This is a genomic window from Chitinophaga sp. 180180018-3 (assembly GCF_037893185.1).
Taxonomy (GTDB): Bacteria; Bacteroidota; Bacteroidia; order Chitinophagales; family Chitinophagaceae; genus Chitinophaga.
In genome coordinates this window covers 1,683,814-1,707,607 of the sequence record NZ_CP140772.1, presented here as the reverse complement: position 1 = coordinate 1,707,607, position 23,794 = coordinate 1,683,814, and the positions used below count along the sequence as shown (strand labels likewise).

Here is a 23,794-nt window from a genome sequence, read left to right as displayed (position 1 = left end):
ATTTTTTGAAAGAGCGTTTCATTTGATGCGAAACCATCTTTAACTGCTGCGTTTTTAAGTGAAAGATGTATGCTAAAATATTTTTAATCTGCGCGGATATTTTTCTTGTTCCTTGAAGGATTTTTATCTAAATTTGTGGTAACACAGTCTGCCACCCCTCTGCATGCATGGGCAAATCTGGCAGGCTATTTTTTTTATCTTATTGAAGCTTGCCGCAGATGATGGCAGGCTTTTTTTTTGGTAAAATATGAACTGTTTTAATACTCCAACACTTACCATTGAAGAGCAACTCCAACTTCTCAGGGAGAAAGGATTGAATATTATCGCTGAAAGTAATTCAGCACATTGGTTGTCACATGTCAGCTATTTCAGGCTAAAACATTATACCAACAAATTCAAAGATGCTCAAACCCGAAAATTTGTATCGAATGTTAACTTCGATCAGGTGATTGGCCTTTTTCTGTTTGACAGAAATTTGAAGTTCATTTTATTTGACGCTATTGAAACCATTGAAGTTTCAATTAAGACATTAGTGTCCAATTCCATGGCTCATAAACTTGGGGCTCACTGGTATATTGATAGAAATAACTTTCTGCCTACCTTTGATTTTGATAATTTTCTAACCTACATCGAAGCGGAAGTTAAAGATTCCGACGAAGCTCCAATTAAGCATTACAGGCATTTCTACGACACACCGCCATTACCTCCCTGTTGGATGATAATGGAAATTATCTCTTTCGGAAGAATTTCCAGGATGTTTGAACATTTAGGAGAAAGAGACATTAAGCTAAAAATATGTAGTGATTTTAACTTGCCTGATACTATTCTCAATAATTGGTTACACTGTATCAGCCAATTGAGGAACAGGTGCGCACATCATAGCAGAATTGTATATAGATCAATGGCTAAAACAATCACCTTTCCATCAAGAAAGAAACACCGGTTTATCCGTGACATGGAGGGAATTGACGTAAATAGTTTATACGCCACGATTTGTTGCATGCTACATTTAATCAGTAAGATTCAGCCTGATTCAAAATTTAAATCCAACCTTTTAAGTCTTATTGATAATAATCCTCACCTTGATTATGAATATATGGGATTTACTGAAGACTGGAGGCGGGAAACCATTTGGCAATAGCCCCCTCGCTTTATCCTATCTACATAAAAGGTTATTTACGCAACACAACTAATGAAAATACCGTTTCAGTACTTCCTCGTTCGTCAATGCCCCCGTAGTATTATTCAATGAATCAATCCTGGATCCCTCCCGCTTCGCTGCCAGAATAGTATTCGATTCCAGCATCCGTTGCATCAGCGCCTTTTTAGACGCCGGCAATGAATCGTGCAGGTACTTTTCCATCATCAGGTTAGCAATAGGCACCGCAAACCGGGCGCCGGTACCCGCATTCTCCACAATCACGGCAATGGCTATACGTGGGTTATCGCGGGGCGCGAAAGCTACAAACACCGAGTGATCCTCCAGGTCCACTACCTTTCCGTTTACTCTAGCACGGTTCTGTGCCGTACCGGTTTTGCCGCAAACAGCTATTCCTTCCATCATAGCTCCTTTCCCGGTTCCGTGCTCAATCACATCCTCCATGCCGTAAATAACAGCGTGATAGGCGGTATCGGATACATTGGCAACGGTATGCTTCACTTTGTATTTATTAAGGATATCAGAGCTGTCGTTATCAATAGCTGTCACAAAATGGGGCAGATAATAATACCCCTTATTGGCAATCATGCACATGGCATTGGCCATCTGCAGTGGTGTAACAGCTACCTGGCCCTGCCCCATTCCCACATACAACTCCGAGCAGGAGCTCCAGTTGCCGCGGTACAAACGATTCAGCACCGCTGTATCAGCTACTATACCGGGGTTCTCTCCGGGTACATCTATGCCGAGTTTATGCCCCAGACCAAACCGCTGCATATATTCTCTCCATTTGGTATGTCCCTTTTTTACTCCGCCCCATTTACCGGCATCTACTTCCAGGCGGTAAAGATGAATAAAGTAGGCATTGCAGGAATGCGCCATGGCGGTACGCAAATTGGCAGCGTGACCCGCTTCGCTGTGCAGGCACTTAACGAAATGTCCGCAGGCATTATAGCCTCCCCGGCAGGGATATCCGAACGCCGGTGTGATCAGGCCTTCGTCCAACGCCACGATGGCCGTCAGCGGCTTCATCGCGGAGCCAGGCTGATAGGTAGCCTGTATTCCCCGGTTCAGAAAGGGTTCCGTCGGATCATTAAATAGCTTCCCCGCATTGCGCGCACGGCCACTCCCCGTTAACAGGTTGGGATCAAACACCGGCCCGCTTACCATGCTCAGTATACCGCCGGTCTGCGGATCAATGGCTACGATGCTGCCGGTCTTGTTACGCATCAGCTCTTCGCCCAGTTGCTGCAATTCTATGTCCAGCGATAAACGAAGATTCTTCCCCGCAATAGCAGCGGTATCAAATGCCCCGTTTTCAAAGGATCCCTGCGGCCGGTTCAGATTATCCTTTACAATATTCTGCACTCCGCGCTGGCCCATTAGTATACGTTCGTAAGTTTTCTCCAGCCCGGTCAACCCGGTATAGTCGCCCGACTGATACTCATGATACTCTTTCATCCTGAGCATCCCCGGCGATATTTCACCGATATAACCAAGGATATTGGCCGCTGCCTTATAAGGATATGAACGTACCTGCCGGGGTACCAGCTCAAACCCCGCCTGGAAAAGGTACATGCTCTCCTGTAAACGGCTGTATGCTGTTGGCGCTAAAGCCGCTGCAAATACAGAAGGCCGTACCCGCCCGTTCTTTCTAACGGCATCGGATATACGATTTCTAAATTCATCCCGACTAATACTAAGAATATTACAGAGGTAGGCAGTATCTATCTTCTTAACCGCAGCCGGGGTTACCACGAGGTCGTACAATACATCGTTACCTAAAATACTCCGGTTTTTTCGGTCGAAGATAATGCCCCTGCCGGGGTATACTATTTTCCGGGATACAGCATTGGCATCTGCCAATCGGGCGTAACGGGTTTCTATCAGCTGCAGGTAAAGCAACCGGGTTATCAGCATAAGTACCAATCCTGTAATAATGAATACTACAACGCGTTTCCTGGGATGATTAAAGACGGACATGGGAAGTAATGACGGGCATCGTTTAGATTTACAAAGCTATTTCAATAATACAGCGCTTTGAAAAAAATATAGACGAGCGGCCATTACGAATGATGAGTTCTTCTTCTTTACCTGCTGAGTTTTCGGAAGCTTGCTTTCTCTCCGTCCCAGGTATATTTCATACTGCTTTTTGTTTCTTTCATAACAGGGTTTCCATCCTTATCCATCTTCTCCGTTTCTTCTCCTTCTGTCAGGTTCATGATGATGGTATCTGGTTCTCCATTTTTCTCCGCCGGGAATACAAAAGACTCATTGTGATAATACACACCGGCATCTCCCACTACCATCCTGCCCGGCAAATCCGCCAGCCGGCCGTCTTTCATCATGGCAAAGTAGAAGCAGTTGGTTTCAACACCACAGGCATCTCCGCCAAACTCGAGGCTGACAATATGCTGCACATTGGATAATCCGAGCCCGCTCATGACCCTGCCGGAAGCAAAGCTGGAGCTTTCCGTTGCAAATATCTTAAACGATGTACCGGTGAGCTGTTTACCAGCCTGCACTACTTTCAGCTTTACAACATATTGCTCATGCGGTTGTTTTTCGATAAGTGTATCCACAATCCGGTCGTAAGCATATACAAACTTCAGATCACCACGGCGTATCTGTGTGAAAGAGATAAGCCCTTCCCAGAGGTAGCCTTCTTTGTCCTGCCCGTCTTTCTTATAGGAAACTTTCAGCCAGGGCAGGTCCATTCTTTTCAGCAGGAGATTTTTTCCGGTAAACCCGGTTATTTTCACCTCGTCGCCCAGCAGCAGGGTATCTACGGGCGCCTGTTTTGTATCAGGACTAACCCGTACAAATGCGGTATCGGCAAAGATGTAACGGAACTGGTCTTTAGCAATCATCCAGGTATTAAAGGCGGGTTCCTGTTCCTGGGCTGCTGCATTCAGGTTAAAACAAATCAACAAACAAAGGAGTACAGGGTAAAACATCGTTTTCATGAAGCATTACTGTTATTGAAGCGCAAAAATAGGGTATTGCCTCATGAAAACGACGAAATCTTATTTTGCCGGAGGGCATATCTGCATCATGTATACTGCGCTGCTGGCCTCGTACGACTGTAGCGTTCCTGTCGCACACGGGATCTTATAATTGCGGTAAGTGAGTCCACGGGTAACATCCCGGTTCCCCCAGGCTGCATTGATATTCTTTTGTATCCACGGCAGGAACTGGGTTTGATTTCCTTCGCTGATCAGTTGCATGATATACTGTCCAAAGATCGCTTTCAGTACGCCCTGTTCGTTCCAGTCGCCTTCTGCAGGCAGTATACCATTGGCATCACTCATACTCTTTTGGGTATAAACAGCGGCCTGATTAGCCATATCGAGATATGCCGCGGTGCCGGTAGCTTTGTACAACGCTACTGCGGCGCCGATGAAGGTCCCCTGGTTATAGGTGTAGTCAGACCATCCTTTGTTTCCTCTTACATTATTGTCGGCTACCCTGCCGGTAGTTTTGTCGTACAGGTTATCTGCCCCCCATGCAAATATGTCTTTTGCGTTCTGGAGATAGGTACCGTCGCCGGTAATCTTATATAAAGTCATCGCCGCAATTACTGTCGGGAAATTGATGCATGCATTTTTACCACTGTGATTAAAATCCCAGAACATACCGCCTCCGTCAGGATCAAAAGACCCATCCCATACCCGTTTGAAGCCAGATACGGAAAGATCGAGGTATTCCTTTGTGCCCGTAAGCTGGTAACCGCGTGCAAGGGAAATGACCCACCACATCATATCGTCGTATATAAACCACTCCTTCGTATTATTCCAGTTATACTTATCGTACCGGTTATAACCGCCCTCAAAGATATCGCGCACCCGCTGCAGATCAGCTGCATCCTTTGTACGTTTATATACGTTCATTGCCATATCCCAGTAAATAGCCTGTGTCCAGATGGCGCCTATATCTTTTTTCTCTGTGTTGACGTAATAGAGCTTATCAGCTGTACTGTAGAAATACCCATTGAAGCTATTATACGCTGTGGTGGCATCCTTATCTGTAAAACCAACGGCCACGGGCGGGGGAACGATCGTTGTTGGCGGCTTACCATCACCTTTGGAGCAATTGGTAGTCAGCAGTAAAAGGCTAAGTAAAAAAGAAGCTGTTTTCATAATTAAGCAGAATGAAAGCGAAGATTAAAAAATATCAAAAGAATGATGTGTTAAAAATGATGAGCGAAGACCCAGGCAGATTTTGCTAAGTATTATCCACCTGGGCCTTCGCTCATCATTCTTAATTCTTCATTCTCTATTCCTAATTATTATCACCATCCCGGGTTCTGCACCAGCTGTCTGTCGTTATCCACATCATCGGCCGGAAGCGGGAAGAAATAATGTCTTTTGTTGAACACACGTACTTCAAACGGTACTACCTTCAGGAAGTCCGGCAGATCGGCGTTGATGTTCAAGCCGTACATAGGACCATTTTCTGTTTGCTCAGCGATCTTCCATCTGCGTACATCGAAGAAGCGGTTGTTTTCAAAGGCCAGTTCAACGCGGCGTTCCTTGCGGATGGCATCGCGCATAGCAGCTTGCCCCATGGGCGCAGGCAGCTCACCGGAACCGTATGGAGGAATGCCGGCACGTTCCCTGATCAGGTTGATGTATTTCAATACATCCGCATTACCAGGATCGGCTTCATTCAGGCATTCTGCATAGCTGAGGAATATTTCTGCGAGACGGATGAGTATCAGGGTACGGCCTCCCATATCCCATTTATCCAGCCCCATTGCTTTGCGTACAATATAACCGGTAGGGGAATAATCATTCCCGCCGGTTTTCTTTCCCGAATTACCGGTGGCGTATAAACGGGTGACGATACCCGGATAACGGGTGTTCAGCCAGATGCTGCCATCGTAAGTGATGTTCACATAAAAACGGGGCTCGCGGTTTACCCATTGGTTATAGATACGCTGGGATACTTTGTCGTTAGGTGCTTTGAAATCGGAATAACCTGTTTTTACGTAACCAGACGAAGGGTCATCGATGCTTCTTCCATTCTTCATAAAAAATGCGTCCACCATATTCTGGGTAGCCCCCAAACCACCACTGCCTCGTACATCGCGGGATTCCTGACCACTATGATAAGGGCACATCTCGTACTGGCGGGCACTCAGGGAGTTATCCGGCCTTGCCATGATTACTTCAGGATTCCAGTCGGTCAGGAAAACGTCTCTGCAGGAAAGGTAGGGATCCGGATTTCCATCAGCGCCATTTTTCCGGAAGAGATTATAAGTACCGGGTACAAATTGATCGATGAAAGATTTATACGCAGCAGCGGCTGTTTTCCATTTGTTAGGATCGTACGACTGGCTGATCAGATGTTTTCCATCTTTATTCACCAGTGCCGCCATATCTGCATTACCGTTATACAACGGGCTGGCAGCATACATCAGCGCATTGGCCCGGAAGGCCAGGGCAATTCCTTTCGTAATATGCCCCAGTGATTCTGAAGAATAGGTAACAGGCAGTATTTCCGCCGCTTTCAGCAGCTCGTCGCTCACATACGCTACGCATTCATCAAACGAATTACGGGGTATCTGCAGGGTGGTATCTACCGGTACCGGTTTTTCACCCATCAATACTACGGGGCCGTATATACGCATCAGGTAGAAGTAGTACATAGCACGGAGGGCGCGGGCCTGGGCTTTTGCCTGATCTTTCAGGGCAGGCGATATATCCGTGATCTTGTCGGCGTTTTCTATGAATACGCTGGCAGCACGGATGCCTTTGTAGAAATTCCGCCAGTAGTCGCCCACAAAGCCGGACTTGGCATCCCAGTTACCGATGTTCACATCGTTCGACTGTACAAACCCCCATACATAGTCGGCTTCATCGCAGCCGCCGGTCCATAGTCCGCGGTTATTGTTATCGCCGGGGTTGCGTTGCCCGAATTCATCGGGGATACGACTGTACACATTGTCCAGGAAACGCTGTGCGGTCGACCAGGTACGGAAGGTTTCATCGATCGTCAGCCGGTCGTCTGGTACCTGATCCAGGAATTTGCGGCAGGAGGTGCCCAGTATTCCTGCAGCAAGAAAGATATATATCAGTTTCTTCATTTTCGCTTGTTTTAGAGATTAGAACTTTAAGTTCACGCCGAGAGAAATGGTTCTTACGTTCGGATAGGCGGAACCGTTATCTGTGTTGAGCTCCGGATCCCACAGTTTGAATTTGCTGAATGTAAGCAGGTTGATACCCTGCAGGTACACAGCCGAAGCCCTGATGCCATAGCGTTTCAGCACGTCCGATGGCAGGTTATATGCGATCTGCGCCGACTTCAAACGCATAAAGCTGACGTCTTTCACCCACCAGCTGCTGGGCTGTGTGTTATTCTTGTTTTCGGCTTCACCATATGCGAGGCGCGGATAGAAGGCATCCTGCCGTGGATTATCGACGGTCCATCTGTCGGTAGCAATCGCAAAAGCATTGGTAACACCTCCTCCTCCATTGAACGGAATGATGGCACTTCCCTGTAACATGCGATCTGCATCGGATACGCCCTGGAACAGGAATGCAAAGTTGAAGCCTTTCCAGCTGATGTCCATCCCGAAACCATATACCATGGCGGGTACATCGCCCCGGCCTATTTTGGCGATATCGGCGGAGTTAATAATGCCATCTCCATTAAGATCTTTGTATTTGATATCACCAGGCTTCACCTGTGAACGATCGCCGGGTACTGCGCTTTTGTCGATCTCCGCCTGGTCTTTGAACAACCCTTCCGCGATATAACCATAGCGCGCCAGCACATTATTTCCTCTGTGCTCCATCCAGGGATACAGCTGCGGCGGACGGTCGTCTTCTATCAACTTATCCTTATTCCAGGTGATATTACCTCTCAGGTTCATTTCTACCTGTCCGATTGAGATGCGGTATTCCAGGTTAGCGTCTATCCCTTTATTATCTACAATACCCAGGTTACCATACTGCTGGTTTTCCAGCCCCATGAACATCACATTGGAAGCTCTTTGCAGGAAGATACCGGTACGATGTTCCTGGAATACATCTACATTCAGCCGCAGACGGTCGTGGAGCGTTACCAGCTCCATTCCCAGATCCTGCTTGTTGGAAACAGACCAGCGTACATCCGTTGCATAACGGTTGATACTAATACCTCTGCCATTATCCTGGAAACCGGTACCGTACTTATAGTTGTTATCGTTAGTATTGAGATTGGTGATATACAGGAACCTTTCTGCTGCGCTACCCAAACCGGTGTTACCGTTAGAGTAACGGAACTTCAGGAAGGAAACAGCATTTTTCAGCGGCTCGAAGAAATGCTCATTGGAGACAACCCAGCCCAAACCTATTGCAGGAAAGAATCCGAAGCGATTCTTAGGCGCAAACAGTTCTGAGCCGTTGTAGCCGAAATTGAATTCCATAAAATAGCGGTCATCGAAAGAGTAGGCTGCTTTACCTGCGAAGCCGAGATATCTTTCGGGAATAGAGCTGATAAAATCGCCCGCGAGGGTGTTGCTTTTATCACTGGAATAGAATAAACCAAGACCGGTAACATGGTGCTTACCAAAGCCACGATCGTAATTCACAGCGGCTTCTGTATAAAACTGCCGGGTTGTCTGACGGTCGCCGTCGGCCTTGTCGAATCCGAGGTAATCGTCGCCCCGGTAGGTGTTCACCAGGTTCAGTGTGCCGTCGGCGTTGTAAGGTTTATTCATATCCGGGAACCAGGTATCTTCTCTTTTCGAGCGGATGATATAGTTCTGGTTGTACACATCAAATGCAAACATGGCCGTGGCGGAAAGTCCCGGTGTGATAGCCTTCAGATCCTGCGTTGCACGGATATTGGAATACAGCTGGTTTTTGAATTCATTCCGGTATCCCCTGCGGGTAAGATCTGCATAGGGGTTACGGAATCCTCCGTTGGCCGACTGTCCGGGAACCCTGTTACCGGGGTACATGATAGGATAAGCCACAGGAGAGGCATCCATCGCACTCTGAAAAATATCATGACTCGGAATGCCGGGATAATTTCCATTGGAGAAATACCCCTGTATTCCTACATCCAGTTTGGTAGATTTAGTGACTTTCAGATTCAGATTAGAAGTGAAATTATACCGGTTATACTTCAGGGAAGAATTATACTTTGCCAGTTCATCTGTTTTCAGGAAACCACTTTCATTGAAATAGCCCAGGGAAACGTAATACTGTGCATTCTCCACTCCCCCGCTGGCATTCAGGTTTGCGCTGCGGGTATGACCATATTTGTTGAATACGGCATCCATCCAGTTAACATCGGGATATAGCAATGGATCTTCTCCGGATTTAGTTTTATCTATTTTTTCCTGGGAAAAAACAGGATTCTGATTCCGGGTAGTAGCTGCTTCGTTGGCGAGATTCATATAAGTAATCCCATCCAGCATTTCCGGTCTTTTGGTAAAAGAGTTGATCCCTTCATTATAATCAAAGTAGATCTGGGGTTTCCCCACCTTTCCGGTCTTGGTTTTCAGCAGGATAACGCCATTAGCGCCGCGTACACCATATACGGCCGTACCGGCTGCATCTTTCAGGATAGTGAATGATTCAATATCTTCCGGCGAAACGTTATTGATAGATCTTTCCACTCCATCTACGAGGATCAGCGGTGTTGCCTTGTTACCATTTCCGAAGGTGGAAATACCGCGTATCCATATGTCGGCGCCGGATTTACCCGGTTCTCCGGAGCGTTGCACACCAATTACGCCGGATATACGCCCCGCCAGCATGGTGGAGATATCAGAAGCCGGCTGCTTGAATTCCGCCGGGCGGATGGTGCTCTGGGCACCTACCAGGCTCACTTTACGTTGCGTGCCAAAGCCTACCACCGCCACTTCTCCAAGCGATTTGCTCGCAGGTTTCAATTGTATATTAAGGGTAGTCTGATTGCCTACCGGCACCTCGGCTGTTTCATAACCGATATAGCTGAATGCCAGCACATCGTTGGTAGATCTGACAATGATCTTGTAGTGGCCTGTTCCGTCGGTGGCGGTCATGGTGCTTACCCCGCGAACGGCTACACTTACACCGGGGAGCGGGTTGCCGCTTTCATCTTTTACAACGCCCGACACCACTATTTCCTGGCGGTCTTCCGCCGGAGTGGCCGACGGGGTCATTTTACTGATCACCACAATGTTATTGACTTCAGCAAACCCGAGCGATTTATGCTGCAATAATTTCTGCAACACATTATCCAGCCGTTCGTTGGAGAAAGAATGGCGTTCTACCGTGTATGCCGAAAGCAACTGGCGGTCGTAGGCAAAGATGATCTTTGTGCGCCGGTGCAGCTCCCGGATGGCGGACTCGAGGCTGCCACCTTTCAGCGCAATAGTGACATTGGTTTCCTGCAGTATCTGGCCCTGGCCGGCGTATACAGGGAGTATGGCCGGTGCACACGTCAGCGCCAAAACGACTGCAAGCATTCGTTTTCTTAGATTTTCTACAATTTTCTTCATACGTGGTTAGGCATTAATTGTTAGCATTAATGAAAAATTCCATTTACGTGGCATGAGTACGTACTTGTTTTTAGCGATTAGCTTTGGTGATACATTTTATTATTCATAGACAACAGCATGCACATTGATGCTGCGTACATTCAAATGATGGATGGCTGCCAGTACCTGCACTGCTTTTACCGGCTCCATGTTTGTTGGCAGTTCTGTGGTGTACCTGGTGCTCCTCACCTCGTCACGCGCAGTAGTGATGGTAATACCAAAATTCTTCTCCATTAGTATAACCATATCGGCAAACGACAAATCATTGAATACCAGTTTCCCGTTTTGCCATGCTGCCAGGGATTCTTCCACAGATGTTATGCTGATTTTTTCGCTGGCCTTGTCGTATACCAGTTCCTGGTCATGCTCCAGCACACGTGTTGCTTGCTTTTCGCCGGCTACCTGTACTTTACCGGACACTACACCGATACTGAGGGTATGCACGCCTTTGTAGGCAGCAATATTGAAGGAGGTACCCAGTACAGTTGTCTGTAAAGGGCCGCTTTCTACGATGAAGGGAACTTCGGGATTAGTACGGACGTCAAAGAATACTTCTCCGTCTACCAGGTTCAGTTGCCTGGATATGGCCATATTATCCGGTACCCTGATGGTGGATCCGGCGTTGAGCATTAGTACAGATCCATCATTCAAATGAATCGTTTTCCGTTCGCCAATGCGGGTGGTATAGGTGGTGTAATTAACCGCAGGCCGACGATGGGCAATGAGATACCAGGTGCTGCCAGTGGCCACGAGTGCCAGCACTGCGGCAGCTACCCGCATGAGATTGCGTCGAAGATAAAACGTTTTAGCTACTACAATTTGCGGATGGATGCCACTCCAGATTTCCTGGCGGATACGGTGCCGGGTGAGGTCGTCCATGACGGGCATGGCTTCTTCATCGAACGACTGATACCACCGTTCAATCGCCTTATTGTCCTCTGCCTGGCTCTCTCCCAGCAGGTACTTTTTTAACAACCGTCTGATTTTAGCAGTTTCCAAAATGCACAGCTTTTTATTGGTTATCTGAAAAAAAGGGCTCCGGTACTAGTCCGGGTAAAAAAAAATTTCTGCCGTTATCATTCTCCCTGAAAACGACAACGGCAGGCCAATGGCCAGTGAAATAACTTTTGACGGATTTTCCGCTACACGCATTGCTTCACAGCAGGCAGGCACAGGATTATTTATGCCGGCAATACAACCAGGCATTTAAAGAAAAACCGGATTAATGATTATTTATGGAGATGAAAGAATAAATATATAAGCACCATGGTCCAGTCGTTGGCAGAAGATGCTTTTAAGGACACCCGTAATCTTTTCAGGGCGTCTGTCAGTTGGTTTTTTACAGTTTGCTCAGAAATTTTCAGCGTTTTTGCAATGTCCGCTATCGTGTAATCATCTTCCCGGCTCATACGGAATATCTGCTGCATGCGTGTAGGCAGCTTATTGATCTCCGCCTCGATACGCTCTTTCAACTCTTTGGTTTCCAGATTATCGGTATTGATATATTGGTCAAATGTGTCGAAAAAACCGGCTTTCCTGATCTCAGCCGAGCTGAATGCATAATAACTGATCACCCGGTAACGTATAGCCGTGAACAGGTAGCGCCCCAAATCCCCTTCCTGTGTGACTGCTATGTCGTGCCGCCGGCGCCAGAGCGTGATCATCACCTCCTGTACCATGTCCTTTGCTTCAGCTTCATCCACGCGCTGACAAGCCTTTAAATAAAGGCCCTGCCAATATTTATCATAAATAGCCTCAAATGCAGCCGTATCGTCTTTTTTAATCAGCTGCAGTAAGTCTCCATCACTCTTCATTTTTCGCGTGTATTAAAAACAAGGCGAAAAATAAGGAAAATTAAGAATAGGGAATTAAGAATGATGAGCGAAGACCTTAGCGATTAATTGTATCATCAATCGCTAAGGCCTTCGCTCATCATTCTTAATTCCCTATTCTTAATTATTTCTTATCCCACCACACCCTGCTGCTCAAATCATCCGGTCCTCCCAGCCGTTGCACGGCTTCGTCATAATGTTGTTTGTTCAGCAATGCTTCCCGGGTGGGGTAGCCATGCCGGCGGGGGATCTGACCATCGCGGGTTTGGGCGTTGGCCGGTGGCGTGAGCCGGGGGAAGCCCGTTCTTCTCCATTCATGCCAGGCCTCCCAGCCATTCAGGAAGAGGGCCACCCATTTTTGGGTACCAATCTGCTCCAGGGCTGTTGCCGGATTGTAAACTACAGCCGGAGAAGTGATGCAGGCCGTATAAGCAGCATCAGTATATACACCGAACTGTTGCATGGAAGCCTTGATTCCAGCCAGGTAATAGGCCGCTGCATCGGCATCGCCACCAGGGATCCATTGCAGGAGTACTGCCTCTGCCAGCGCAAACTGTACTTCGGCGGCTGTATAGAGATACACAGGCGATTCCGGTTTTCTCATCGCCGCTCCCAGTAAAGACACAGAGGAAAAATTGGTATTGATCACACCATATACCTGACCGTGATATTGTCCATCTCCCGCTTTATCACCAAACTTAGGTAACCGCGGATCATTGCCAGCCTGCAACAGGTTCACCAGTGTGGTCGATAAGGCATAAGGATTGTTATCTACTCTCCAGGAAAATGACCAGTAGTTTTCGTTATTCTGATCCGACGGGAGATAGTTATACACCACATTATCCTTGTTATCCATGATCACACCGTCGGCGATGGCAGCATTGAATTCTGTTTTTCCTTTGGCGGGATCTATTTTCGAAAGGCGGAGTGCCATTACCAGGCGCAGGGTATTGGCAAATTTCTTCCATTTAGCCGGATCACCGCCAAACAGGATATCTCCCTTTACATTAACGCCTCCATCGAACTGCGCGATGGCTTCTTTCAGTTCTTTAAACAGATCGTTATAAATATCCTGCTGCTTGTCGTATGCGGGTGTAAGGTTGTCGTTACCTTTCAGCGCATCAAAGTAGGGTACATCGCCCCAGCGATCGGTCATATGTAAAAAGAAATAAGCCCTGATAATGCGCACCATCGCCAGCTGATTGGCGTTGGAGCCAAATGCCTGGGCTTCCAGCTTCTTCACCGGATCCTGGTTGGTGTTAATCACTACCTGTACATCCATCAGCGGGCCCAAGTAATATCCATAGTCCCAGTTGCCTTTTACGTATACCCCTTCACGTTGATATGTCAGTTCTGCAAGATGCTGCGAATACAAAGGCGCTTCCCGGATCGGCACCCCATTGCTGCCCTCAATGGTAGCCGCCATTTCGCGGATAATATTCGTGATCAGATAACCGGTGTAAGGCTTTTTCGGCATATTGGGATTGGAATTGGTTCCACCGAAATCGCCGGGCTTACAACCATACACGGCCAACATCAGCCAAAGGATACAATATATATAATGCTGCTTCATATTGTTATGTTTAATTATAATACCAGTTTGAGGTTAACACCAATGGTGCGGGTGGCCGGCACCTGTCCTCTCTCCTCCCAGAAACTTTCCAGCTCAGATGTATCTATGCCTTTCAGGGCGGTATAAATGAGCCAGGGGTTCTGCGCGTATACGGCTACATTCAGGCTCTTCACGCCCAGCTGCCTTGTCCAGGGCCTGGCGCCGAATGTATAACCCAGCCGCAGCTCTCTCAGCTTTACATAGCTGGCATCGAAAATAAACGGTGGGGCTACTTTGTTGAACAGGTAAGTCCAGTAGTAAGTCCGGGCTTCTACGTAGCCGTTGAATGGGGTACCATCTGCCAGCACACCATCCGGCTTGATGCCTCCGCCCTGCGCCACCGGCAGCCTCCAGTCGATACCCTTGTCGTTCACGCCCACTGTGGCGGGATCCAACCCGGTACCCAGCAGAAACATTTTGGTAAGCGAAAGAAACTTACCTCCTACCTGGTAATCGATAGAGAAAGTGAAATCAAAATTCTTGTATATAATAGTACTTCCCAGTCCGCCGGTAAACTTCGGCAAAATGGAACCCAGCGGCTGGTTCTCATTGGTCAGATAAGCACCATTGGCGTTGAGTACAGGCTTGCCGTTATATGGACTTTCCATCGGTTTACCATTCGCATCTTTCGCCTGATAATACTGGAAGGTAGGCCCTACCAGCAGCCCCCATTCCGCGCCTTTGCGATGATCCAGCTCCAGGCGCAAACCATTCTCCCGGCTGGCAGCCAGGTAGTTATCCATGTTAGCGGCCAGGTCTATCACTTTCGATTTATTTGTTGCTATGTTCGCATACACATCCCACTGCAGTTCCTTTTTTCGTATGGGCGTAGCCGTGATAGCCAGGTCCATGCCCCTGCTTTCTATTTCACCGAGATTGGTCAGGTAGCTGTTGTAGCCATTGGTTTCACTGATGGCCAGGTTCGCGATCTGTTTGGTATTACGGTTCCGGTAAACGCTGAAATCCAGTCCCAGCCGGTTGTTGAACAGTTTCAGTGCAAGACCGGCCTCTATACTGGTGCTCAGGGCGGGCGACAAATGCGGGTCTACCAGCTTATCGGGCGTAGTGAGCGCCGGATAGTTATTGTAGGGGTTTTGCAGGTTATAGCCGGTATTGATAGCGTAGATGTCGGCATCAGATCCGGCCTGCGCCACACCCAGACGAGCCTTTCCGAAGTTCAGCCAGTTGCTGCGGGGCAGCAGTTCGGTGAAAATAAAACTACCCGATGCAGATGGGTAGAAATAGTAATTCTTCGCTACCGGTAAAGTGGACGACCAGTCGTTACGCCCGGTCAGATCGAGATACAAAAAACGCTTGTATCCCAATGATACCTTGCCGTAAATACTTCTCACTTCCTGCTCAAAATAGTCGTTGAAGGCATTCGGGCGCTGGTTGGAAGCAGCAATGGAATACAGGTTAGGTACGCTCAAACCACCCACTGTATTCGCTTCGTTGCGGGTCAGTTTATAATGGCGGATATTGCCTCCCAGCAAAGCGTCTATAGAAAGGTTCTTCAGCTGTTTGCCGTAATTCAGCGTCATTTCATAGTTGAATTCCCGGGGCAGGGAGGAGCCGGATTTATACATATCCTGTTTCACGGTACCGGAGGCAATCCTGTCGTCGTATTCGTCGGCCATGATATCCGCACGTACCAGCGACTGGAGTTTCAGCCCTGGCAGTATCTTATAGTTGAACCCAGCATTACCGAAGATGCGGTAATTGTTATACCGGCGGTAACTCTCATAATAAACGCTGTAGGGATTATCTCTTTTCCGTGGCCGCAATGCAGAAGCGGAGTCGTTGCCGTTAGGCCCTACAATGTTCCAGGTACGGTAAGTACCGTCGGGTGTTTTATAGGGAAGCAGTCGTTTCATATCAACGGAACGCTGGAACTCCTGGTTGAACTGGGCCATGATACTGCGCTGATTCGAGTTTCCGCCGTCATAGGGCTCGGCCAGTTGCACGGTGCTGACTACATTGATATCTGCAAAAACGGAGAACTTGTCAGTGACATCAAAATTACCCGCGAAATCAATGAAATTACGTTTGCGGTTGGCGTTTGGGTAAATGAGATCCCGGTATTGATTAGCGTATGATATCCGGTAAGATGCCCTTTCAGAGCCACCGGAAATAGCCACGCTGTTATTGAGATTAATGCCTGTACGGAAAAAGTCGCGTATATTATTGGGATGCGGTACAAACGGTGTGAGCTTGCCGAAGTCTTCACCCGGATACCAGCTGAACCATTCTCTTACCGGCGTGCCATCCATCTTCGGGCCCCAGCTCTGGTCCATATAATACTGCACCATTTTCTGGCCGTCGAATTGTTTCCAATCGGCCGGGTGTTTGGACGGATCGAAATGGAATATATCGAAGTTCGTGTTATCGCCGGCGCCATAAATATTCTGATACTTAGGGATCACCGATAATTTTTCGAAAGCCGTTCCGGAGTTCACCTCTACACGCACAGGCTGATTGCGTTTCCCGGTTTTGGAAGTCAGCAGTACGGCGCCGGCAGCAGCGCGGATACCATAGAGCGCCGTAGCTGCAGCGCCTTTCAGCACGGAGATGGATTCAATATTATCCAGGTTGATATCGGTATGTGAAATAATAGTTCCATCCAGCACATAAATAGGAGAACCGCCGCCTAAACTGTTGGCGCCGCGCATACGGATGCCCGCATCCCTGAAAGTGGAGCTGGGCGCGCCTACCAACTGGGCGCCGGCGATTTTCCCGGCCAGCGCGGTTTTCAGGTCAGTGAACCTGGCGTTATCTACCTGTTCGCCACCGATTTTCTGGATGGCATATCCCAGGGAACGCTCTTCCCGTTTGATGCCCAGCGCGGTAACTACTACTTCATTCAGCTTCTGAAGATCTCCTTCCATAGAAATATTCAGCGTACCTTCTTCTGTTACCGGTATCACCTGTTTTTTCAGACCGGTGATACTGAATACCAGTGTGGAGGGGAGATTTTTTAGTTTGATGGCATAGCGACCGTTTTCGTCGGAGATCGTACCATTGCTGGTACCCTCTTCCTGTACGGTTACTCCCGGCAGCGGACCGGATTTGTCGCTGATAATACCGGTGGTTTTCTTCACCGGCGCCGGGGCTTTGTCCTGGGCTGCTACCGGCAATATCACGATCACGCCGGATTGTTCATTGATAACAGAATGGGTGTTTTTCAATAGACTGGTAAGAATATCGCGCAGGGACCTGTTATCGAAGGTCTGCTTAGATACCGGATAATTTTTGAGCTGGTTGGCATTATAGGCGAAATTAAGACCGGTCACTTTTTCTATTTCCCGCAGAGCTTCCAGGGCGTTGCCTGCATCAACGGAAAGATGCGGTATTTTACGGTCGAGCTGCCGGCCGGTTTGCGCCAGTACCGGATAACACAGGATAAGTGATAAGAAACATAAAAAGAGATACCTTATTTTTAACCTAAATAATTTGCAAATAGGTATCCTTTCTCTAATTTTAGAAATGAGAATCATGAGCTTTCATTTTATGTGAGAGTTTTCCGCAGCATTCGTTAGGGCGAATGCTGTTTTTATTTTACATGCACGTGAATTTTGGTTTGATGGTCTTTTTTGCTGAACCTTACCTGGCTTATCTTCTCTACAATATTCAATACATCCTGCAAGGGCATGCTGGCGTTAAAGGTGATGGTACGAAGCGATTCATCCGGCACAGCGTGTGTGTCGAACTCCACCCCATAAAGCATTTCAAGACGCTCCAGTATTACCGACAAAGGTTCTTCCCGGATAATGATCCGGCCGGTTGTCCACTCATCGCCCGATAACCCTTCTGCATGGCTGGTTTTAAACTGTCCACTGACTGTATTCACCGATACCTGTTCTGCCGGCTGCAGTCTGCAAAGCTCATTTTTATTACTGCTCACACTTACCTTACCTGTTTTCACCAGTATTTTCACCATAGGGGTGTACGCATACTTCATCATATTAAAGGAGGTACCCAGTACGGTAGTAGTGATACTATCGGCTTTCACCCGGAACGGGCGGGCAGCATCATTTTGTACGGTAAAAAAAGCTTCTCCCTGTTGCAGGGTAACGATACGGTCTGTTTTATTAAAGTCGCTGTTAAAACTCACAGATGAATTCGCATTCAGTATGACCACTGAACTATCGGGCAGCATTATTTTCTTTTGTTCTCTGATACCAGTGCTGATGCGGGTTACCAGCAATGGTTGCTGCTGCGGATGTATACGCCAGAGGTATGCGGCTCCCAGACCCAGTAATACCAGTACCGCGGCAGCGGCGGCAATCGCCCGCCATGGTTTGCCTATACGGCGCACCTTTGCATCCGGCGCAGCTTTCGTTAGTATAGCACCCAGCAAACGCTGTTTCGTTTCCGCACGTTCATCATCTGATGAGAAGGGACCGGGTAACGGACGGTTACCCAGGCGGTCAAAGAAGTCAGAAATTTTCTTATCAAGATGATCTGTCATAACCCTTGCATATGTACGAAGACAATCCTGCGGTTATTTTTTGATCAGACTAAACCACCATTTAACATTTCATTAACATTTCTGATTATTGCGTAGTAACCGTCGTTTCATGTTATTCAGCTGGTTTCTGACGGTATGTTCGGAAAGGGAGAGTAAGTAAGAGATTTCTTTGACATTGAGGCCTTCGATAAGATACAGCCTGGCAATTTCTTTCATTTTGCCGGGAAGGATTTCGAGGTGATGCAGGAGCCGGATGGTACTTTCTTTTTGTTCTATCCGTGCGTCCTCATCTTCCAAATGGTTAATGGTATTAAGCAGGGCCTGGTAATGCGTGTTTTTTACAGCGTTGGCTTTGAGAAAATTATAGATCCTGTTTTTAAGACAGCGGTACAGGTAAGCTTTTACCTGGTGTGTGATCTGAATAGCATCGCGCTTATCCCATATATGGAGGAACAGCTCCTGGAGCACATCTTCCGCATGGTCTTTATTTCCTAATATCTTCCAGGCAAAACCATATAGTTCCTCCCAGTACCGGTTGTATAACTCCGTGAAGCCCTCAATGCTGCCGGCTTTCATGAGTTGGAATAAGGCCATATCTGATAACTGGGTGGTCATATACGGGGAGATGGTCACATCCGACGAAATTACTTTTATCCATTTAGCCGGTGCATAGCAGGCGTATTATTAAAACATTAATTTAGTTGAAACAATTTATTTCATATAGTGTGAAATGGCGTGGATATTGCTTTTCATAACATGCGCATTACATTTTGGTTGTATAACTTCTTTATGAAAAGTAATCAAAATGTGAGAACAAAACTTAAAAATTTTATCCTTATCCTGGCAAATTCGCTGCAGATAGCCATCGGATTTGTTTAAATTAGTAACATGTCAGCACCCGGCGTAAGCAATCTAAGACAACGAGTGAAGCAAATAACGAATTTGATTATCGGAGATGCCGCGCATTTCACCCTCGAAAACCGGATTTTCAATGCCATTTGTGTCATTGCTCTCGTTATCATTGCCTTTAATGTTCCTTACAATTATATTACCGGCCTTACTGTCACCTCGCTGCTTTTCGGGGTACTGGTCATCATATTTTCAGGTATCTATTATTTATCAAGATACCGCAGGCAGATGGCAATCAGTATAGCCGTTTCCGTAGTTACGATCAATGTAATATTTGCCATCAATTATTTTTACGCCGGCGGTATTCAGGGTGCTTCCCTCCTGTCTTTCACACTGGCTTTTTTCCTGACCATGCTCATTTCGCCCCGGCAACAGTATATCTGGTGGCTGGCGCTGAATCTTATTACGGTACTGGGGCTTATCTGGTGGGAATACTATCATCCGGTGGAGGCAGTATACCAAACCCGGGGAGATATATTTGCAGATATGACGCCTACTTATATCATTAATTCTATGGTCATATTTGCTGGTACTGTTTATCTGAAAAATGCATACGCCAAAGAAAAAAAGAGAAATGAGGAAAAGGCAAGGTCGCTGGAAATCATGAACGCAGAGAAAAGTAAGCTGTTTTCCCTTATCTCACACGATCTCCGTAACCCGCTGGCTTCCATACAATCGTACCTGGAACTGATGCGGGAAATTGAGCTGGGCCCGGATGACAAAAAACAAATGGAAACCGAACTGCTATATGTAGTGAACAGTACGCAGGAGATGCTCTATAATATGTTGATCTGGTCGAGAACGCAGCTCGATGGCCAGCACGTGAACCTCGCGCCGGTAGACGTGGCTGCGGCCATACACCCTATCCTGAAGATCAACAAGATGGCTGTCACCAAAAAGAAGATCAGTCTTGATACCAGTATCGATGCCTCTATCCGCGTCATGGCAGATATCAATATGTTACAACTGATTGTCCGCAACCTGTTGGGCAATGCCGCCAAGTTCACACCTGCCGGTGGTGCTATTTTTATCAGCACCAGCAAAACCGGCAATAAATGCCTGATATCGGTAAAAGACAGTGGTGCCGGTATCGACAAGAACCGTCAGCATGATATTTTTTCACTGAAAGTCCGTTCCACTTTTGGTACTAATAACGAAAAAGGAGTCGGGCTAGGTCTGTACCTCTGCAAAGAATACACGATCGCCCAGCATGGACGGCTTTGGTTTGAAAACAATCCGGAAGGAGGCAGTACCTTTTACCTGGAGCTGCCCCTGGCAAAATAGCCCTTATTCTGCTTTCAGACTGTTTATCGGATTGGCCGTGGCGGCGCTCACAGCCCGGTAAATAACCGATACAATGGTGATGGCTATCGCAATCAACGCGGCGATCAGGAAAACCGTCCAGCTGATGTTTACCGAATAAGCAAAGTTCCTCAACCAGCGGCTCATGATAAACCATGCCACCGGGCTGCCTATTAATACGGATATGCCAATGAGTTTGAAGAAATCTTTAGACAACATTAGCACAATGCCGGTCACTGATGCACCCATCACCTTGCGTATACCTATTTCCCGGGTACGCTGTTCTGCTGCGTAAGTGATCAGTCCGAATACTCCAAGTGCGGCAATCAGTACCGCCAGAATGGCGAACGACACAAATATTTTCCCGGTACGTTCTTCTGCACGGTATAGTTTATTAAAATCATCGTTCAGGAAGGAATAGGTGAATGGCTGTCCGGCCATGCTGTGCTGCGATTGGTATACCTGCTTTATCTTCGCCAGCAATTCCGGCAGCTGATGTGTATTCACGCGGAAAGCAATTCTTCTGGGCTCGAAAACAAGCCGGAATACTACCGGCGGGATCTTACTTCTTAACGATCCGGTATTAAAGTCTTTCACAATACCAATGACGTTCAGGACAGTTCCATTCCCCTGGCTGCCTCCGTAAAGCATCCTGTTGTTCAGGTCTGTAATTCCCATCAAACGGGCAGCGGTTTCATTGACCAATATAGCAGATGAATCAGAAGGCATGTCGGCGGAGAAATTGCGGCCATTGGCCATTTTCATTCCCATGGTTGGAATAAAATCGCCATCCACCAGCCATTCCACCAGGCCCGTTACCTGGCCTGTACTGAAAGCGGCGTCTCTGGAATAGATGGCGGTATTTGTACTCAGCTCGGTAGGCAGCACGCCGGTGATGGATCCTTTGTCTACGCCGGGCAGCCGCATTACTTCAGCTTTGAATTCGCGTGCATGATCCCCGAGCGGATAGGTATTTGTCAGCACCAGTACCTGGTTCCGGTCGTAGCCCAGCTGTTTATCACGGATAAATTTCAGCTGATTGTATATGACCAAAGTACCAACAATAAGAAGTATGGCAGATGCAAACTGGAAAACAACCAGGCTATTCCTCAACCAGCTATCGCTGAATCCCATACGGATCTTCCCTTTCAGCACTTTAATGGGTTCAAACCCCGACAAGAACAACGCTGGGTAGATGCCTGCCAGCAAACCGATGAACAGGGTAACTCCTGCCAGCAACGGCAGGATCCACACCAATGCCGCAGCGTGGAAACGGATATGTTTATCGGCCACCTGGTTCAGGTACGGCAGCAACAGCACAGCCATGGCTACGCCGAGCAACATGGCGAAGAAGCTGGTAACAGTGGATTCCGCCAGGAACTGCAGGATCAGTGCGGAGCGCCTGGAGCCCAGTACTTTCCGGACTCCGACTTCTTTAGCCCTTCCGGCAGAACGGGCGGTAGAAAGATTCATGAAATTTACGCAGGCGATTAGCAGAATAATTATGGCCACCGCAATGAAGATGTATACGTATTGCATGTTGCCCGATGGCTCTACTTCATCGCGCAGGGTCGAGTACAAATGAATACTGGTCAACGGTAACAGGGTATAGCCAAAATGGCTTCCCGCTTTTTTCAGCTCATCTAAATTGCTGCCGGTCATCTTCTTCAGTGGACCTTCCATATATTTTTTAGTGGCGGCATCCACATATTGCTGGAGTTGCTGCCCGGTAGCACCCTTACGCATCAGCATGTAAGTGGTGAAGTTATCCGACATCCAGGCTGCATCCCGGCTATCGCCCCGCTCCGCCATAGCCCGGATAAAATCGAGGTGCATGTGCGCCTGATCCGGCATATTCCTGATCACTCCGGTGATCTGATAAGTTGTTGCATTATCAGTGATCATGGTTTTGCCTACTATATCTGTAGTGCCAAAATATTTCATGGCCATTCGTTCTGAAATAACCATGGTATGCGGCTGGGTAAGCGCGGTGCGCGGATCACCACTGATCATCGGCAGGGTAAACACATCGAATATACTGGAATCAGCGTAGCAGGCATTAGTTTCGGCGAAAGTATTATCACCCTTACGGACCAGGATATTACCACCGATCAATAATCGCACATAATTCTCCACCTGCGGATTTTCTTCTTTCAGCACAGGCCCGAGTAGTGCAGGCACAGTATGTTCTCTGAATGCGGCGCCATTCACCAGGAAATCCGCGTCGATGCGGTATATCCTGTCGGCGTTCTTATTATAACGGTCGTAGCTCAACTCGTCGTTTACAAACAATACAATCAGTAAGCAGGTAGTAATACCTATTGCCAGCCCGAAAATGGTAATGGCTGAAAAACCTTTATTTCGCCAAAGGTTCCTGAGGGCGATGCTGAAATAATTCTTGATCATGGTGCAGCTTTGCAGGTCCGGGTATCCTGCCCCAAATAAGTGCCGAAACAAATACACACTGACAATCAGCATCTTAATTTCAAAACAATGCCCGCTTTTGGTACACGGGTGTCCGATTACGGTCAGCCTTATTTGACGCCCAGCGGCCTTGCCCGCAGGGCGGTCCATGTTTCATCGATAGATATGCTGGACACAGCTTCCAGTCCTGCCGCCTCAAAAGCTACCCACACTGTTTCCCGTTTGATATCACTTTTTATTTTTCCCGTTCCCTTAGGATAACAGGCCCAGAAAAGGCAATCATGTTTGCCATCATGGACTACAGCCGCTATCAGTTTTTCCAGCTCCTTTTGAGTGGTGGCAAACACTTGTACAAAATCATAGGAGCCCTTCTTCTTTGCGGCAGCTTTAGTGTCGTGGGGAATGTCGCCGACCAGCAACCAATATACCTCTGGCGCATTTACGATCAGCGCACTGGTAGCTTTGTAGAAGTAGAGTTTCTTTAAGAGCGCGTTATCAGGCATGGGCTTTTTCTTAAAATTACGAATTACGAATTACGAAATGCATAGAAGATATAAGCGGATATTATTGT

Annotated in this window: 15 protein-coding genes; 2 read left to right on the top strand and 13 right to left on the bottom strand. The window is 47.5% G+C overall.

The window, feature by feature from the left end; all coding sequences use genetic code 11:
- Window positions 1–247: 247 nt before the first annotated feature.
- A complete protein-coding gene (locus tag UNH61_RS06930; protein WP_326991408.1) occupies window positions 248–1,141 on the top strand; it encodes an Abi family protein in 894 nt (297 codons plus the stop codon).
- A gap of 48 nt (window positions 1,142–1,189) precedes the next feature.
- Here the strand turns inward: UNH61_RS06930 and mrdA are convergent, their stop codons facing one another.
- From mrdA to UNH61_RS06875, 11 genes are all read right to left on the bottom strand, one after another.
- Window positions 1,190–3,142 (bottom strand): penicillin-binding protein 2, encoded by a 1,953-nt coding sequence (gene mrdA, locus UNH61_RS06925; protein ID WP_326991407.1) that lies wholly within the window; start codon window positions 3,140–3,142, stop codon window positions 1,190–1,192.
- A 107-nt stretch (window positions 3,143–3,249) separates the two neighbouring features.
- On the bottom strand, window positions 3,250–4,125 hold the full coding sequence (locus UNH61_RS06920) for an SH3 domain-containing protein (protein WP_326991406.1): 876 nt from the start codon (window positions 4,123–4,125) through the stop codon (window positions 3,250–3,252).
- Between the two features lie 60 nt (window positions 4,126–4,185).
- Complete coding sequence (locus UNH61_RS06915; protein WP_326991405.1) at window positions 4,186–5,298, bottom strand: glycoside hydrolase family 76 protein; 1,113 nt, start codon at window positions 5,296–5,298, stop codon at window positions 4,186–4,188.
- Between the two features lie 152 nt (window positions 5,299–5,450).
- A complete protein-coding gene (locus tag UNH61_RS06910; RefSeq protein ID WP_326991404.1) occupies window positions 5,451–7,247 on the bottom strand; it encodes a RagB/SusD family nutrient uptake outer membrane protein in 1,797 nt (598 codons plus the stop codon).
- Between the two features lie 18 nt (window positions 7,248–7,265).
- On the bottom strand, window positions 7,266–10,604 hold the full coding sequence (locus UNH61_RS06905; protein ID WP_326991403.1) for a TonB-dependent receptor: 3,339 nt from the start codon (window positions 10,602–10,604) through the stop codon (window positions 7,266–7,268).
- A gap of 132 nt (window positions 10,605–10,736) precedes the next feature.
- A complete protein-coding gene (locus UNH61_RS06900; RefSeq protein ID WP_326991402.1) occupies window positions 10,737–11,675 on the bottom strand; it encodes a FecR domain-containing protein in 939 nt (312 codons plus the stop codon).
- A gap of 230 nt (window positions 11,676–11,905) precedes the next feature.
- Window positions 11,906–12,490, bottom strand: a complete 585-nt coding sequence (locus UNH61_RS06895; RefSeq protein WP_326991401.1) for a sigma-70 family RNA polymerase sigma factor — start codon at window positions 12,488–12,490, stop codon at window positions 11,906–11,908.
- 142 nt (window positions 12,491–12,632) lie between these two features.
- On the bottom strand, window positions 12,633–14,081 hold the full coding sequence (locus tag UNH61_RS06890) for a SusD/RagB family nutrient-binding outer membrane lipoprotein (protein ID WP_326991400.1): 1,449 nt from the start codon (window positions 14,079–14,081) through the stop codon (window positions 12,633–12,635).
- A gap of 14 nt (window positions 14,082–14,095) precedes the next feature.
- Window positions 14,096–17,614 (bottom strand): SusC/RagA family TonB-linked outer membrane protein, encoded by a 3,519-nt coding sequence (locus tag UNH61_RS06885; RefSeq protein WP_326991399.1) that lies wholly within the window; start codon window positions 17,612–17,614, stop codon window positions 14,096–14,098.
- A 56-nt stretch (window positions 17,615–17,670) separates the two neighbouring features.
- Window positions 17,671–18,588 (bottom strand): FecR domain-containing protein, encoded by a 918-nt coding sequence (locus tag UNH61_RS06880; RefSeq protein ID WP_326991398.1) that lies wholly within the window; start codon window positions 18,586–18,588, stop codon window positions 17,671–17,673.
- A gap of 72 nt (window positions 18,589–18,660) precedes the next feature.
- Window positions 18,661–19,203 carry a sigma-70 family RNA polymerase sigma factor gene (locus UNH61_RS06875; RefSeq protein WP_326991397.1) on the bottom strand — a complete coding sequence of 181 codons (543 nt, stop codon included), beginning with the start codon at window positions 19,201–19,203 and terminating at the stop codon, window positions 18,661–18,663.
- Between the two features lie 273 nt (window positions 19,204–19,476).
- On the opposite strand from UNH61_RS06875, the gene UNH61_RS06870 reads away from it, so the two are divergent.
- Window positions 19,477–20,781 carry a HAMP domain-containing sensor histidine kinase gene (locus UNH61_RS06870; protein WP_326991396.1) on the top strand — a complete coding sequence of 435 codons (1,305 nt, stop codon included), beginning with the start codon at window positions 19,477–19,479 and terminating at the stop codon, window positions 20,779–20,781.
- Between the two features lie 3 nt (window positions 20,782–20,784).
- Here UNH61_RS06870 and UNH61_RS06865 read toward each other — a convergent pair whose 3' ends face one another.
- A complete protein-coding gene (locus UNH61_RS06865; RefSeq protein WP_326991395.1) occupies window positions 20,785–23,205 on the bottom strand; it encodes an ABC transporter permease in 2,421 nt (806 codons plus the stop codon).
- Window positions 23,206–23,333: 128 nt separating this feature from the next.
- Window positions 23,334–23,726, bottom strand: coding sequence for a hypothetical protein (locus UNH61_RS06860; protein WP_326991394.1), 393 nt, complete (start codon window positions 23,724–23,726; stop codon window positions 23,334–23,336).
- Window positions 23,727–23,794 lie beyond the last annotated feature (68 nt).

Coding starts and splice junctions, on each gene's coding strand:
- UNH61_RS06930 (WP_326991408.1), top strand. CDS start 248: ATGAACTGTTTTAATACTCCAACACTTACCATTGAAGAGCAACTCCAA.
- mrdA (WP_326991407.1), bottom strand. CDS start 3,142: ATGTCCGTCTTTAATCATCCCAGGAAACGCGTTGTAGTATTCATTATT.
- UNH61_RS06920 (WP_326991406.1), bottom strand. CDS start 4,125: ATGAAAACGATGTTTTACCCTGTACTCCTTTGTTTGTTGATTTGTTTT.
- UNH61_RS06915 (WP_326991405.1), bottom strand. CDS start 5,298: ATGAAAACAGCTTCTTTTTTACTTAGCCTTTTACTGCTGACTACCAAT.
- UNH61_RS06910 (WP_326991404.1), bottom strand. CDS start 7,247: ATGAAGAAACTGATATATATCTTTCTTGCTGCAGGAATACTGGGCACC.
- UNH61_RS06905 (WP_326991403.1), bottom strand. CDS start 10,604: ATGCTTGCAGTCGTTTTGGCGCTGACGTGTGCACCGGCCATACTCCCT.
- UNH61_RS06895 (WP_326991401.1), bottom strand. CDS start 12,490: ATGAAGAGTGATGGAGACTTACTGCAGCTGATTAAAAAAGACGATACG.
- UNH61_RS06890 (WP_326991400.1), bottom strand. CDS start 14,081: ATGAAGCAGCATTATATATATTGTATCCTTTGGCTGATGTTGGCCGTG.
- UNH61_RS06885 (WP_326991399.1), bottom strand. CDS start 17,614: ATGATTCTCATTTCTAAAATTAGAGAAAGGATACCTATTTGCAAATTA.
- UNH61_RS06880 (WP_326991398.1), bottom strand. CDS start 18,588: ATGACAGATCATCTTGATAAGAAAATTTCTGACTTCTTTGACCGCCTG.
- UNH61_RS06875 (WP_326991397.1), bottom strand. CDS start 19,203: ATGACCACCCAGTTATCAGATATGGCCTTATTCCAACTCATGAAAGCC.
- UNH61_RS06870 (WP_326991396.1), top strand. CDS start 19,477: ATGTCAGCACCCGGCGTAAGCAATCTAAGACAACGAGTGAAGCAAATA.
- UNH61_RS06865 (WP_326991395.1), bottom strand. CDS start 23,205: ATGATCAAGAATTATTTCAGCATCGCCCTCAGGAACCTTTGGCGAAAT.
- UNH61_RS06860 (WP_326991394.1), bottom strand. CDS start 23,726: ATGCCTGATAACGCGCTCTTAAAGAAACTCTACTTCTACAAAGCTACC.